Raw genomic sequence first — 13,355 nt, 5'->3', positions numbered from 1 at the left:
ACGTCGTGGTCCGCGCGCACGGCTTCGGCCACCGGACTCCCTTCGCGCCACGTGTCGGACGCGGCGTCGGAACGCCGGGAGATTACCCCTGCGGGCGCGACCGCACCCTCACTCTGAGAGCCGTCCGTGTCCGGGAGCAGGATCACGACCCCGTCGGACGCGGACCGGGTCCCGGCCCGCGTACCGCGCTCCATCGTCATCGCTGGCATCGTCACCTTCCCTCGACCGCGGTACGTCGACCGCGGCCCCTCTGCATCGGGTGGAAACGCCCCCGCCCCCGCCCGGATTCCCCGCCAGCCTCCGGCGGCGAGCCGGGCCGACGTCGTCGTGGGTCAGCGGAGGAGCTTCTCCAGCCACGGGCCGACGGCGTCGCGGACCGGGCCCTTCGCGCGCAGCGAGTGGTCCCCGCGCACCGTGACGACCTCGCGGTGCACAGCGGCGGGTGGCACCCCGAACCGGTCACGGTCCCCCGACACCGCCAGCACCGGGATCCCGGCCGCGTCGACCGCGTCGATCTCGGGTGAGCGGTCGGGCCGGGTGCCGTCCTTCCGGGCCGGCGCGAGCAGCGGGAACGCGAGCGTCAGCACGCCGACCGGCGCCGGGTCGGCCACCACCGCGCCCCGGCACGCCACCCGCGCTCCCGACGACCGCCCGCCGTGCACCTGCGGCACCCCCGTGAAGCGGCGCGTCAGCTCCGCCAGCACCGCTGCCCAGGCCTCGTCGAGCTGCGCCGCCGGGGCCGGTCCCCGTCGGCCCGCCACGCGGTAGGGCTGCAGGACGCGGGCGACGGCGACGCCCGCCGGCACAGCACCGGCCGCCGCGAGCAGGTCGGGCGCCTCGATCCCGCCGCCGGCGCCGTGGCCCAGCACGAGCACGGCCGTCGCCCGGTCCGGGGCGTCCAGGACGACCCGGGCCGGGCCGGGCGGCGTCGGGACCTCCAGCTCGGTCACGACGGGTTGGCCGCCTCGAGGTCGAGCCCCTGCTGCTCGGGCTGCTCGTGCGCCTCCTCGATGAGCTCGGCGCCGTGGTTGCGCACGTTGTTGACCTTCGACGACACCTGGCGCATCTCGATCGCGGCGAGCACGTCCTCCGAGGGGACGAGCAGGCCGGTGGGGTCCTCGTGGTCGGGGTCGAGCCACTCGGCCCAGCGCTCGCGGGGCAGCACCAGCGGCATCCGGTGGTGGATCTCGGTGAGCGGGCCGGCCGAGGCGACGGTGACGACCGTGGTGGACACCAGCGGCGCCGTCCCCTTCTCGGCCGAACGCGGCCGCCACGTCTCCCACAGCCCGGCGAGCGCCAGCGGGTGCCCGGCGAGCCCGGACTCCTGCGAGTACGTCATGAAGTACGGGATCTTGTGGCCGCCGTCGCGCAGCCACTCGTACCAGCCGTCGGCGGGCAGCAGGCAGCGCCGCGACGCCGCCGCGCGCCGGAACGCGGGCTTCTCGGTGAGCGACTCGGCGCGGGCGTTGATCAGCCGGTTGCCGACCGACTCGTCCTTGGCCCACGAGGGCACCAGGCCCCAGCGCATCGCGCGCAGCGAGCGCTCGACCGACGACGGGTCCGGCGTGCCCTCGTCGTCGCGGGGATGGCGGTCGACGACACCGGGGATCGTCATCGTCGGGGCGACGTTGTACTCGGGCGTCTCGAGACGGGGCCCCTCGACGGAGCCGTCCGTCGCGTCCCGCGCGTCGAACTCCTCGGCCAGGTCGGCCGGGTCCTTGGCCAGGGCGTAGCGACCGCACATGCCACCGATCCTGCCACCGCCGACCGACGGCGAGGCGGGACAATGGGTCGCATGAGCTCCTGGAGCGCGCCCCTCGCCGACGGCCCGGTCCGCGGCACCGTCGCGGTCCCCGGCTCGAAGTCGATCACCAACCGGGCGCTGCTGCTGGCCGCGCTCGCCGCCGACGGCGCCACCCGCACCGTCGCGGGCGCCGCCCGGTCGCGCGACACCGCGCTCATGGCCGACGGGCTCGCGGCCCTCGGCGCCCACACCGCCGTCACCCCGGGGCGCGACGGCACCCTCGACGTCGCGGTCACCGCCCCCACCCACCTCCATGCCGGCCGGGTCGACTGCGGGCTGGCGGGCACCGTCATGCGCTTCCTGCCGCCCGCCGCCGCGCTGGCCGACGGGCCGGTCGAGTTCGACGGCGACCCGCACGCCCGCACCCGGCCGATGGGCGGCGTCCTCGAGGGCCTGCGCGGCCTCGGGGTGACGGTCGAGCCCGCCGACGCCGACCGCCTGCCGTTCACCGTCCTCGGCCGCGGCGCCGTCGTCGGGGGGCCGGTGACCGTGGACGCGTCCGCCTCGTCGCAGTTCGTCTCCGGGCTGCTGCTCTCCGGGCCCCGCTACACCCGGGGGGTGGCCGTCACCCACCGCGGGACGGGCCCGGTGCCCTCGTTGCCGCACGTCGAGATGACGGTGACGATGCTGCGTGCCGCGGGCGTCACGGTGACCTCCCTGGTCGAGGGCGAGGCCGGCGCACCGTCGCACTGGGCGGTGTCGGCCGGGCCGGTCACACCTGACGCGCGGTACGTCGTCGAGCCCGACCTCTCCGGGGCGGCGGTCTACCTCGCCGCCGCCCTCGTCACCGGCGGGGAGGTCACCGTCGCCGGCTGGCCGGAGTCGACCCCCGGCCTGCCCGACCTGCAGCCGATCAGCGCCGTGCGCGGGGTCCTCGAGGCGTTCGGCGGCACCGTCTCCGTGGACGACGCCGGCCTGACGGTGCGCGGCGACGGCCGGCTGTCGGGCGTCGACGTCGACCTCGCCGAGATCGGGGAGCTCACCCCCACCGTGACGGCACTCGCGATCCTCGCTGCCCGTGAGGGCGCCCGGTCACGGCTGCGCGGCGTCGCGCACATCCGGGGCCACGAGACCGACCGGCTGGCGGCCCTCGCGGCCGAGGCGACGGCGCTCGGCGCGCGGGTCACCGAGACCGACGACGGCCTCGTCGTCGAGCCGTCCGCCGCCCTGCGGCCCACCCGGCCCTGGGGCGCCTACGCCGACCACCGCATGGCCACCGCCGGGGCGCTCGTCGGGCTCGTCGTGCCCGGGGTGGAGATCGACGACGTCGCCGCCACCACGAAGACGCTCCCCGACTTCGCCACCGACTGGCCCGCCCTCGTCCACGGGGTGGGGATCCCGGCGTGACCTCGTCGACCGCGTGGCAGCAACGGCACGATGCTGGCGTCAGGTGCGAGGACGGCGCCGCTCACCCACGGGGCCGGAGCACCCCGTGACTCGCGGCGGCGCGGCGGGGCGCTACGACGAGAGCGACGTCCGGGTCCGGCCCGGGAAGGGCACCCGGCCGCGTTCCAAGCGCCGTCCCGAGCACGCCGACGCGCGCGCCGCGATGGTCGTCGGCGTGGACCGCGGCCGCTGGACCTGCGCGCCCGACGACGAGCCGCACATCCGCGTCGTCGCGATGCGCGCCCGCGAACTGGGCCGGACCCCCGTCGTCGTCGGGGACCAGGTCGACCTGGTGGGCGACACGACCGGCGCCGACGACACGCTCGCGCGCATCGTGCGCGTCGCCGAGCGGACGAGCGTGCTGCGCCGCACCGCCGACGACACCGACCCCTACGAGCGGGTCGTCGTCGCCAACGCCTCGCACCTGATCATCGTCACCGCGCTCGCCGACCCCACCCCGCGCACCGGCTTCGTCGACCGCTGCCTCGTCGCGGCCTACGCCGGCGGCCTGACCCCGGTGCTGTGCCTGACGAAGGCCGACCTCGTCGACGACGGCGGGGCCGCGTTCGCCGGCGAGTACACCGAGCTCGACCTCCCGATCGTCGTCACCCGCTCCGACGAGGATCCGGCTGCGCTGCGGGAGATCGTCACCGGGCGGGTCTCCGCGCTGATCGGGCACTCGGGGGTCGGGAAGTCGACGCTGGTCAACGTGCTGGTGCCCGACGCCGAGCGCAGCGTGGGCGTGGTGTCGGGCGTCGGGAAGGGCCGGCACACGTCGACGTCTGCGGTGGCGCTCGCGCTGCCCGGCGACGAGGGATGGGTGGTCGACACCCCCGGCATCCGCTCGTTCGGGCTCGCCCACATCTCCCCCGACGACGTCGTGGCCGCGTTCGGCGACCTCGCGGCGGCCGTCGAGAACTGCCCGCGGGGCTGCTCGCACCTCGGGCCACCCGCCGACCCGGAGTGCGCGCTGGACCCGCTCGTCGAGTCCGGCGCGCTCTCGGCCGGTCGGCTCGCGGCGCTGCGCCGGGTCCTGACGGCGTTGCGCACGCCGGCGTGGGAGGTCTGAGGCCGGCTCAGGTGAGCGTGTAGGCGTCGTAGACGACCGCCGACGCGCAGCGTGTAGCGGGTGTCGATGGTGGTGGCGCCATCGGCCTGGATCACCTGCCAGTCGCCGCCGCCGGGCACCACGACCCCGGAGAACCGCTCCCCCGTGACCGTCTTGCCGGTGATCTTGCCGGTGATGGGCACGATGCGGCGGTGCCCGGCGTCGGTGACGCCGAGGTCGAGGACCTCGCCGAGCTCGACCACGACGTGCGCGAGGAACTCCAGGCCGGGGACGGGGAGGCTCACGGGCCGAGGATGCCCGCGACGGAGTCGTCGGTGAAGGTGGTGTCGGCGCGGGCGGCCGTGCTGGCGATCACCGCGGCGTTCGCGGCGTCGGAGCCGTCGGCGCGGGCGAGCGCCTCGTCGTGGGTGCGCCCGACCTGCTCGTGGCGGGCGACGAGCCGAGCGCGCCGGGTGGCCTCCTCGGGCGCGAGGAACCAGGCCTCGTCGAGCAGCGGCCGGACGCGGTCCCAGGGCGGGTCGTCGAGCAGCAGGTAGTTGCCCTCGGTGACGAGCAGGGTGACCTCGGGGCCGATCTCCAGCGCGCCCCCGATCGGCTCCTCGACGGACCGGCGGTACTCGGGCGCCCAGATCGTGGTGCTCGCGTCCGTCCGGAACCGCTCGAGGAAGGCGACGTAGCCGGCGGCGTCGAAGGTGTCGGCGGCGCCCTTGCGCTCGAGGCGGCCGAGCCGTTCCAGCGTCGAGTTCGCGAGGTGCCAGCCGTCCATCCCGACGACGGCGACCCGGTGCGGGTCGGTGCGTTCCCGGATCGCGTCGGCGAGGGTCGACTTCCCGGCGCCGGGCCCGCCGACGATCCCGAGGATCCGGCGGTCGGGGCCGGCGGCGAGCCGGTGGATGCGGTCGAGCACGGCGCCTCCGGCTCTCGTGATTTCGCCGCCGCGGCAGCCGTGGGCGTCGCCGCGTGACGCGGGTGCCCTAGTCCAGGTCCTCGAGCTCCAGCACGAACGGCAGCTCCTGGAGCCCGTACCAGGCGAGGTCGTGGTCCTCGGCGTCACCGAGCGCGAGCTCGGCGTCCTCGTCGCCGAGGTCGGCGGCGTCGATCACCCCGGCCGCGGTGCACACGTCCTCGGCCGCCTCGGCGAGGTCGAGGTGCACCGAGGCGAGCCGTCGCATCGGGATCGGGCCGGCCACCCGCACGACCGCGGCGTCGAGGTCGGGGCGCAGCGTGACGTCGTCGACGTCGGCCGCCACGACCGCCCGGCGCGCGGGCGCATCGGAGTCCTCGGCGAGCTCCGTCGCGAGCAGCCGCAGCGAGGCCCGGGCAGCCTCGGTCATCGCGACGTACTCCAGCTCCTCGTCGTCGCCGACGGTGTAGGCCTCGCGCAGCGCCGGGGTCAGCGCGAACGCGGTGCCCGAGAGCGGCTGCACCTGCTCGTCGGCGAGGAGCTTGCGCAGCCCCGCGACCGTCGTCGGTACGTAGATCCGCACGCGTCTCACTCTCCCATCGCTTCGCTCGCCTGGTCGTCCCGGTCCGTCCGCGCCCACCAGGCCGCCGTCGTCCGCAGGGCCGTGCGGAGGACGTCGCCCTGCTTGCGGGCGTCCATGACGTTCCAGCCCATCACCGCGCGGTCCTCCGGCCCGGGTGCGTGCGACGTGACGCGCACCCCCGCGGTCCGCAGCCGGGCAATCTCCCGGGCGCTGCGACCCCCGACGATCCCACGGAAGACCCCGTCGGCCGCCGCCCCCGCCCCGGTGAGGCGGATCCCACCGCGCCGGGCGAGCGGGATCAGCACGAGGGCCTCGTCGACCGGCGGCATGTCGGGCCCCAGCAGCAGGTCGGCCGACGTCGCCGAGCAGACCCCGCCGTCGACGTAGCGCTGCCCGTGGATACGGACCGGCGCGAACCAGCCGGGGACGGCGCACGATGCGCTCGCGGCGTCCGCCGGCGACGCAGGCGGCGCGCCCGGACGCCCGAACGGCACCCGGGCGCCGGTGTCGTAGTCGGTCGCGATGATCCGCAGCTCGGGGGCCGACGGCGGGCCGGGCCATGACTCGGGCGCGAACGACGACACCAGCTTCACCACCCCGGAGGTGTCCGCGCGCCCGACCGGCAGCAGCGCCGAGGCGAAGGCGAGCGGCGGGAAGCGCTGGGGTGCCCGGGCGATGCGTCCGAGCAGCCGGATCGACCCGGGACCGAGGCGCGGCACCGGGGGCGTCCCGCCGCGGGCCCCCCGCGGTCGGGGTCGGTTCGGCTGCCCGGAGGCTCCTGCGCGGCGCTCGCGCGGGTGGAGGAGGTGGTCCACGAGGTCGTCGACGGCGACCCCGCTCGCGAGGGCGGAGGCGACGATCGAGCCGGCGGAGGTCCCGATGACGACGTCGGCGTCGCGGGCGTCGAGCCCGGTCGCCTGCTGCCACGTCGAGAGCGCCGCGACTGCCCAGGCATACCCGAGCGAGCCGCCGGTCCCGATGACGACCGCCCGCCGGGACGGGGTCCGCGACGGGGTCACCGCGGGCCCCCGCTCACCGGGGCACCGTCGCGACGAGCTCGGTCAGCGCCTCGCTCACCAGGTCACCGAACTCGTCGACGTCGGGCATGGCGTCGCGGTCGGCGTTGAAGCCGTAGAACACCCCGCCGTCGTAGGAGGTCAGCCCCACCGCGAGGGACTGGCCCTTCGCCAGCGGGACCATCGGGTACATCTCGAGCATCCGCGCGCCGCCCGCGTACAGCGGGTGCTGCGGGCCCGGCACGTTGGACACGACGACGTTGAAGAGCCGCCGGGAGAGCCCGCTGGCCGCCCGGGCGCCCAGGGCGTGCAGCGTCGGCGGCGCGAAACCGCCCACCTGCACGAGGGCGTTCGCCCCGATCGACTGCCCGGACTGCTTGTGCTCACGCATCGCGTGCGCGACGTGGTGCATCCGCAGCACCGGGTTCGGCTCCCCGACCGGGAGGTCGACCAGGTAGGAGGCGATGCGGTTGCCGAGCAGTCCCGCCCCGTTGAACGCGCCCGTCGCCTCGACCTCGCCCCGCACCGACAGCGGCACCATCGCGCGCATCGTCGTCGACGGGGTCACCGACGCCCCGCGCGAGAGCAACCAGTTGCGCAGCGCCCCGGAGATGACGGTGAGGACGACGTCGTTGATCGTCCCGCCGTGCGCGTGGCGCACCGCCCGGTAGTCCTCGAGGTCGGTGCGGGCGTGGGCGAAGCGGCGTTGGGTGGAGATCGGGACGTTGAGCGGGCTGGTCGGCGCGGGCCGGACGGCGGTGCGGACGGCGGAGAGCAGCCCGCCGGCGACCCCCGCGACCTGCGTGACGGTGTCCGTGGCGTCGCGGACGGCGGCACGCGCGACCTCGACGGCGTTACCGGGGCGGGCGACGGCCTCGCCCATCGCGTCGAGCACCAGCTTCCACGGCGGGGGCTCGGGGCGGGCGGTCCACTCGTCGACGGGCTCCTCCCGGCCCTCCGGGGTGTCGTCGAGGACCACCTGGACGATGTCGATCGAGGCGACGCCGTCGACCATCGCCTGGTGGGTCTTGGTGACGATCGCGACCCGCCCGCCCGACAGCCCGTCGACCAGGTACATCTCCCACAGCGGGCGGGTGTGGTCGAGGGGGCGGGACATCAGCCGCGCGACGAGCTCGTTGAGCGCCCGGTCGGTGCCCGGCCCGGGCAGCGCGGAGCGGCGGACGTGGTAGGTGACGTCGAACTCGGTGTCGTCCACCCACACGGGCCGGGCCATGCCGCCGGGGACCTCACGGATCTTCTGGCGGTAGCGCGGGACCAGGCCGATGCGCCCGCTGATGAGCTCGACGAGCCGCTCGTAGTCGAAGCCGGACCGCGGCTTGCGGAACACGGCGACGCTGCCGATGTGCATGGGCGTCGTCGGCTGGTCCATGTAGAGGAAGGAGGCATCCAGGGCCGAGAGGCGGTCCGGCATGGCCCCGATCCTCGCACGCCACCGCGGGGCGCCCCGTCTGCCAGAGTGGTCGCCGATGTCACCCCAGGAGCCGGCCGACGAGGCCGGCGCAGCGTCGCCGAAGGACCGCTTCGTGACCGTCTACGGCCGCAAGCCCGTCCTCGAGGCGCTCGCCGATCCGGCGCTGCAGGTCGACAAGGTGGTGCTCGCCGAGGGCGTGAACGGGGATGCCCCGCGCGCCATCATCGACGCCGCCCGCCGCCGCGGGATCGAGGTCCGGCGGGCGTCCGCCCAACGGGTCAAGGTGCTCGCCGGCAACGGGCGGCAGGACCAGGGCGTGGTGGCCGACGTCGTCGCGCCCGGGATGCGGACCGTGGAGCGGTTCACGGCCTCGTTGGGTCCCGACGACGGGGCGCGGGTGCTGGTCCTCGACGGTCTGACGAACCCGGCCAACGTCGGGATGATCCTGCGCTCGGCCACGGCTGCCGGGCTCTCCGGGGTGCTCCTGCCGCGGCGTGGGGTGCCGTCGATCGACCCGCTGGTGGTCAAGGCCTCGGCCGGGGTCGCCTTCCACGCCCCGGTGCTGCGGGCCGGGACGGCGGCCGCGGGGCTCGCAGCGCTGGCCGAGGCGGGGTTCGTGCTGCTCGGGCTCGACGGCGCCGGCCGGTCGTCGCTGTTCTCGGTGGAGCTGCCGGAGCGGGTCGCGATCGTGGTCGGCGGCGAGACCGACGGGCTCACCGAGGAGGTGCGCGGCGAGCTGCACGACACCGTCGTGGTGCCCATGGCGGGTGGGGTGGAGTCGCTCAACGCGGCCTGCGCGGCGACGCTCGCCTGCTTCGAACTGGCGCGTCGGTGACCGGTCGGTCTTCGCCGAAACCGGACCCACGGGTCGTGGCGCTCGCCTAGATTCCGGTGTCGGGCGCGGTTCCTCCCGCTGCGTCCTGTGTTGGCGGCGGCTCGACGGTGGGAGGACGGGTCATGAGCGTGGCGACGAGCGAGGTCGTTCCGGGACCGGTGGGAGGCGGGCCCGGGGCGAGTGAGGCCCATGCGGTGCTGCGGCCCCGGGAGGTCTCACCCTGCGGCGCGCCGACCCGGGCCCGGCGGATGGACCGCCGTCCGCTGCCGCGGCTGCGGCCGCTGGCCGAGGTGCTCGCGGAGCAGCGCGGGTCGCTGCGGGACGAGTCCGTCTCTCCGGCGGGCGATGGGGCGGGACAGGACTCCGCGGGCGGGCCGGCGTGGGAGGCGGCGCTGGAGACCGCGTGCGGTCAGGTCGGCCCGCTCGCCGTCGGGCTCCTCACCGCGGTGGCCGAGGTCCTCGACGGGCGCCGCCCGCCGGCACACCTCGCCCGCCTGTGCCCGTCGGGGCTGGCCGAGCGGGTGCAGGCCGGCCTGGCTCGGGTGGCGCCCGACTTTCCGCGGGGGGCGCGGGTGCGGGGGCTGCGGCTCTGTCCCGTGGTCGGGGCGCCGGGTCCGGGCGGCGCGCCCGGGCTGGCCGTCGAGGTGGCCGCGGCGCTGTGTGGTCAGGGTCGGGCCCGCGCCGCGGTCGCCCGCTTCGAGCTCGACGCGACGCGGACCTGGCGGGTCACCGAGCTCGCGGTGCTCTGAGTAGCTCCGTCGGCTGCGACGGTGCGCTGCGGGGGCCGGGCTTCTCGGCGGACCGGCCGTTCGTCGGGGGCTCCAGCAGCGGCCGAGGCCGAGCTCAGCGCGCCGGCGCCCCGTGGCACTGCTTGTACTTGCGGCCGGAACCACAGGGGCAGGGCGCGTTGCGCGACGGGGTGTCGTCCCGCCGGGCCTGGTTCGGGTTGGCCGCCCGACGGCCCCCGTTCGCCCCGGGAGCGCCGCCGGCGGCCGCGTGCCCGTCCTCGTCCGGCCCGGAGTAGTTGAGCTTGGCCGGCCGCCGGCCACCGAGCCCCGCTCCCTGGAAGGCGTTCGGGGCGGGGGCGCCCCCCAGCTGGGACATCGCGGGTCCGGCCGAGGTGGGTGCGTCCTGCGGAGGCGCCTGGCCCGGCTGCTGCGGGCCGCGCGGCGGACCCTCGCGTCCGCGCCGCCCGGTGGGGGCACCCCGCCCGCGCTGGCCGCCGTTGCGGTCCGCGCCGTGGGCGGGGACGCCCGGCTGGGACGGCCGGTCGACCGGCGCCCGGGGCGGGGCCGCCGGCATCGGGGCGGCCGGGATGGCCGCGGTCGGCTCGAAGCCGGGACGCCGGGCGTCCGGCGGGACCATCCGCGGGCCGCCCTGGCCCTGGGACGGCACCGGACCGCCGGGCCCCCTGGGCCGCACGGGGGCACCGATCGGCGCCGCACCCGCCGTCGAGAGCCGGCGCGGGTCCGGGTCGTCGGGACGGATCGCGGGCTGCGTCGCCGTCTCGGTGGTGGGGTTGGCGCCCGGGACCGCGTCGACCGGGGCGACCTCCTCGACCTGGATGGTCAGGTTGAACAGGAACCCGACGGACTCCTCGCGGATGCCCTCCATCATCGCGGAGAACATCTCGAAGCCCTCGCGCTTGTACTCGATCTTCGGGTCGCGCTGGGCCATGGCCCGCAGCCCGATGCCCTGCTTGAGGTAGTCCATCTCGTACAGGTGCTCGCGCCATTTGCGGTCGAGCACCGAGAGGACCACCTGGCGCTCGAGCTCGCGCATCCCGCCGGTGGGCACCAGCGCGTCGATCTCCTCCTCGCGGCGCCGGTAGGCGGCGAGGGCTTCCTCGGTGAGGACGTCGACGAGCAGGTCGCGGTCGACGTCGTCGTGCTCCTCGACGACGTCCTGCCAGGACACCGAGATCGGGAAGAGCTGGCCCAGCCCCTCCCACAGCTTCTCGAGGTCCCAGTCCTCGCTGTAGCCCTCGGCGGTCGCGGCGTCGACGTAGCCCGCGACGACGTCGACGATCATGTTCTGGATCTGCTCGGACAGGTTCTCCCCGTCGAGCACGCGGCGGCGCTCGTCGTAGATCACCGTCCGCTGCTGGTTCATGACCTCGTCGTACTCGAGGATGTCCTTGCGGATCTCGAAGTTCTGCTGCTCGACCTGGGTCTGCGCGCTGCGGATCGCCCGGGACACCATCTTGGCCTCGATGGGCATGTCCTCGGGCAGGTTGAACCGGGTCATGATCGTCTCGACCATGGCCCCGTTGAACCGCCGCATGAGCTCGTCGCCCAGCGAGAGGTAGAAGCGCGACTCGCCGGGGTCGCCCTGGCGGCCGGCGCGGCCCCGGAGCTGGTTGTCGATGCGGCGCGACTCGTGCCGCTCGGTGCCCAGGACGTAGAGCCCGCCCGCGTTCTTGACCTGATCCGCCTCCCGGGCGACGTCGTCCTTGACCCGGGCGAGCGTCTCGTCCCAGGCGGCCTCGTACTCCTCGCGCATGTCGACCGGGTCGAGGCCCTTCGCGCGGAGCTCCAGGTCGGCGATGAAGTCGGGGTTGCCGCCGAGCACGATGTCGGTACCGCGGCCGGCCATGTTCGTCGCGACGGTGATCGCCCGACGCCGCCCGGCCTGGGCGATGATCCCGGCCTCCTGCTCGTGGAACTTCGCGTTGAGCACCGAGTGCTCCACGCCGCGCTGGGTGAGCAGCTTGGCCAGGTACTCGGAGCGCTCGACGCTCGTCGTCCCGATGAGCACCGGCTGGCCCCGCTCGTAGTGCTCGGCGACGTCGTCGGCCACCGCCTCGAACTTCGCGGCCTCGGTCTTGTACACGAGGTCGGCCTGGTCGACGCGCTGCGGCGGCTTGTTGGTGGGGATGGTGACGACGCCGAGCTTGTAGGTCTTGGAGAGCTCCGCGGCCTCGGTCTGGGCCGTACCCGTCATCCCGGAGAGCTTCTCGTAGAGGCGGAAGTAGTTCTGCAGCGTGATCGTCGCGAGGGTCTGGTTCTCCTGCTTGATCTCGACGCCTTCCTTGGCCTCGATCGCCTGGTGCAGACCCTCGTTGTAGCGCCGTCCGGCAAGGACGCGGCCGGTGAACTCGTCGACGATCAGGACCTCGCCGTCGCGGACGATGTAGTCCTTGTCCTTGAGGAAGAGCTCCTTGACCTTGATCGCGTTGTTCAGGTAGCCGACCAGCGGGGTGTTCGCGGCCTCGTAGAGGTTCTCGATCCCGAGCTGGTCCTCGATGAACGAGACGCCGTCCTCGGTGACCCCGACGGTCTTCTTGCGCTCGTCGACCTCGTAGTGGACGTCCTTGGTCATCTTCGGCGCGAGCCGCGCGAACTCGGTGTACCACCGGGCGCTCTGCTCGGCCGGGCCGGAGATGATCAGCGGGGTGCGGGCCTCGTCAATGAGGATGGAGTCGACCTCGTCGACGATCGCGAAGACGTGCCCGCGCTGGACGCACTCGGCCTTCGACCAGGCCATGTTGTCGCGCAGGTAGTCGAAGCCGAACTCGTTGTTGGTGCCGTAGGTGATGTCGGCGGCGTAGGCGGCGCGGCGCTCGTCGGGGGGCATCTCGGCGTAGATCGCGCCGACCTCGAGGCCGAGGAAGCGGTGGACGCGGCCCATCCACTCCGAGTCGCGGCGGGCGAGGTAGTCGTTCGTGGTGACGACGTGCACGCCCTCACCGGTCATGGCGTTGAGGTAGGCCGGCAGCGTCGAGACGAGGGTCTTGCCCTCACCGGTGCGCATCTCGGCGACGTTGCCCAGGTGCAGCGCGGCCCCGCCCATGAGCTGGACCCGGTAGTGGCGCTGGCCCAGGGTGCGGGTCGCGCCCTCGCGGACCACCGCGAACGCCTCGCCCAGCAGGTCGTCGAGGGACTCGCCATCGGCGTAGCGGTCGCGGAACTCCTGGGTCTTCGCCCGCAGTTCGGCGTCGGAGAGGGCCTCGATCTCGTCGGAGAAGGTGTCGACGTAGTCCGCGATCGCTCCGAGGCGCCTGACCGTCCTCGCCTCGCCCGCCCGCAGCAGTCGGTTCAGCACCACGATGGGTGACCTCGCTCGTCCTCGTCGCTGGCTCTCATCGGCTCCGGCGCGGCGCAGGCACGCGCGCGCCACTCCACCATGGTAAGCGGCCCGGACACGGCGACGGCCCGGGGCGGGAGCCGCCCCGGGCCGCGCGCCGGCTCATGTAAGGAGCTCCGGGACTTGATCGGCCTGGGGTTCCAGGGTTGCAATGCGCATCCCGGCTGGTTCGGTGGGTGGCGAGGAGTCCGGCTCTGAGGGCGGGCGGTCCAGTGTTGGATCGTTCGGGCCTCGTCCGTC

11 protein-coding genes and 1 pseudogene are annotated in these 13,355 nt (G+C 74.9%); 4 read left to right on the top strand and 8 right to left on the bottom strand.

Annotation, left to right across the window (positions count from 1 at the left end; translation table 11 throughout):
• Positions 1 to 332 precede the first annotated feature (332 nt).
• Together VGH76_RS17890 and VGH76_RS17885 are read right to left on the bottom strand one after the other, a co-directional pair.
• Entirely contained in the window at positions 333 to 950 is a 618-nt protein-coding gene (locus tag VGH76_RS17890; RefSeq protein WP_331558061.1) for an alpha/beta family hydrolase, read from the bottom strand.
• A complete protein-coding gene (locus VGH76_RS17885; protein WP_331558060.1) occupies positions 947 to 1,744 on the bottom strand; it encodes an SOS response-associated peptidase in 798 nt (265 codons plus the stop codon). The genes VGH76_RS17890 and VGH76_RS17885 overlap by 4 nt, the downstream gene beginning before the upstream one ends.
• Positions 1,745 to 1,795: 51 nt before the next feature.
• Here VGH76_RS17885 and aroA point away from each other — a divergent pair, with 51 nt between their 5' ends.
• Positions 1,796 to 3,151, top strand: coding sequence for a 3-phosphoshikimate 1-carboxyvinyltransferase (aroA, locus tag VGH76_RS17880; protein WP_331558059.1), 1,356 nt, complete (start codon positions 1,796 to 1,798; stop codon positions 3,149 to 3,151).
• Positions 3,152 to 3,236: 85 nt separating this feature from the next.
• Positions 3,237 to 4,259, top strand: a complete 1,023-nt coding sequence (rsgA, locus tag VGH76_RS17875) for a ribosome small subunit-dependent GTPase A (protein WP_331558058.1) — start codon at positions 3,237 to 3,239, stop codon at positions 4,257 to 4,259.
• Between the two features lie 56 nt (positions 4,260 to 4,315).
• Here rsgA and VGH76_RS17870 read toward each other — a convergent pair.
• The 5 genes and pseudogenes from VGH76_RS17870 to VGH76_RS17850 form a co-directional block, all read right to left on the bottom strand.
• Positions 4,316 to 4,543: pseudogene (locus VGH76_RS17870) on the bottom strand (DUF3237 family protein); the annotation flags it as partial.
• Positions 4,540 to 5,166, bottom strand: coding sequence for a nucleoside/nucleotide kinase family protein (locus VGH76_RS17865; RefSeq protein WP_331558057.1), 627 nt, complete (start codon positions 5,164 to 5,166; stop codon positions 4,540 to 4,542). The gene VGH76_RS17865 and the pseudogene VGH76_RS17870, both read right to left, overlap by 4 nt.
• A 67-nt stretch (positions 5,167 to 5,233) precedes the next feature.
• Positions 5,234 to 5,746: a DUF6912 family protein gene (locus tag VGH76_RS17860; protein WP_331558056.1), complete on the bottom strand. Its 513-nt coding sequence runs from the start codon at positions 5,744 to 5,746 to the stop codon at positions 5,234 to 5,236.
• A 5-nt stretch (positions 5,747 to 5,751) separates the two neighbouring features.
• The gene (locus VGH76_RS17855) at positions 5,752 to 6,765 is read right to left on the bottom strand and encodes a patatin-like phospholipase family protein (RefSeq protein ID WP_331558055.1); all 1,014 of its coding nucleotides are present in this window, start codon (positions 6,763 to 6,765) and stop codon (positions 5,752 to 5,754) included.
• 13 nt (positions 6,766 to 6,778) lie between these two features.
• Positions 6,779 to 8,194, bottom strand: a complete 1,416-nt coding sequence (locus VGH76_RS17850; protein ID WP_331558054.1) for a wax ester/triacylglycerol synthase family O-acyltransferase — start codon at positions 8,192 to 8,194, stop codon at positions 6,779 to 6,781.
• A gap of 55 nt (positions 8,195 to 8,249) precedes the next feature.
• On the opposite strand from VGH76_RS17850, the gene VGH76_RS17845 reads away from it, so the two are divergent.
• Complete coding sequence (locus VGH76_RS17845; protein ID WP_331558053.1) at positions 8,250 to 9,029, top strand: RNA methyltransferase; 780 nt, start codon at positions 8,250 to 8,252, stop codon at positions 9,027 to 9,029.
• 122 nt (positions 9,030 to 9,151) lie between these two features.
• Positions 9,152 to 9,778: an Rv3235 family protein gene (locus tag VGH76_RS17840; protein WP_331558052.1), complete on the top strand. Its 627-nt coding sequence runs from the start codon at positions 9,152 to 9,154 to the stop codon at positions 9,776 to 9,778.
• A gap of 94 nt (positions 9,779 to 9,872) precedes the next feature.
• Here the strand turns inward: VGH76_RS17840 and secA are convergent, their stop codons facing one another.
• Complete coding sequence (gene secA, locus VGH76_RS17835; protein WP_331558051.1) at positions 9,873 to 13,076, bottom strand: preprotein translocase subunit SecA; 3,204 nt, start codon at positions 13,074 to 13,076, stop codon at positions 9,873 to 9,875.
• Positions 13,077 to 13,355: the final 279 nt, after the last annotated feature.

This window comes from Actinomycetospora sp., from assembly GCF_036497585.1.
Taxonomy (GTDB): domain Bacteria; phylum Actinomycetota; class Actinomycetes; order Mycobacteriales; family Pseudonocardiaceae; genus Actinomycetospora.
This window is presented reverse-complemented; position numbering and strand designations above follow the sequence as displayed.

Excerpts from the sequence above, each read along its gene's own strand:
- VGH76_RS17885 (WP_331558060.1), bottom strand. The coding sequence starts at position 1,744 with ATGTGCGGTCGCTACGCCCTGGCCAAGGACCCGGCCGACCTGGCCGAG.
- aroA (WP_331558059.1), top strand. The coding sequence starts at position 1,796 with ATGAGCTCCTGGAGCGCGCCCCTCGCCGACGGCCCGGTCCGCGGCACC.
- VGH76_RS17850 (WP_331558054.1), bottom strand. The coding sequence starts at position 8,194 with ATGCCGGACCGCCTCTCGGCCCTGGATGCCTCCTTCCTCTACATGGAC.
- VGH76_RS17845 (WP_331558053.1), top strand. The coding sequence starts at position 8,250 with ATGTCACCCCAGGAGCCGGCCGACGAGGCCGGCGCAGCGTCGCCGAAG.
- VGH76_RS17840 (WP_331558052.1), top strand. The coding sequence starts at position 9,152 with ATGAGCGTGGCGACGAGCGAGGTCGTTCCGGGACCGGTGGGAGGCGGG.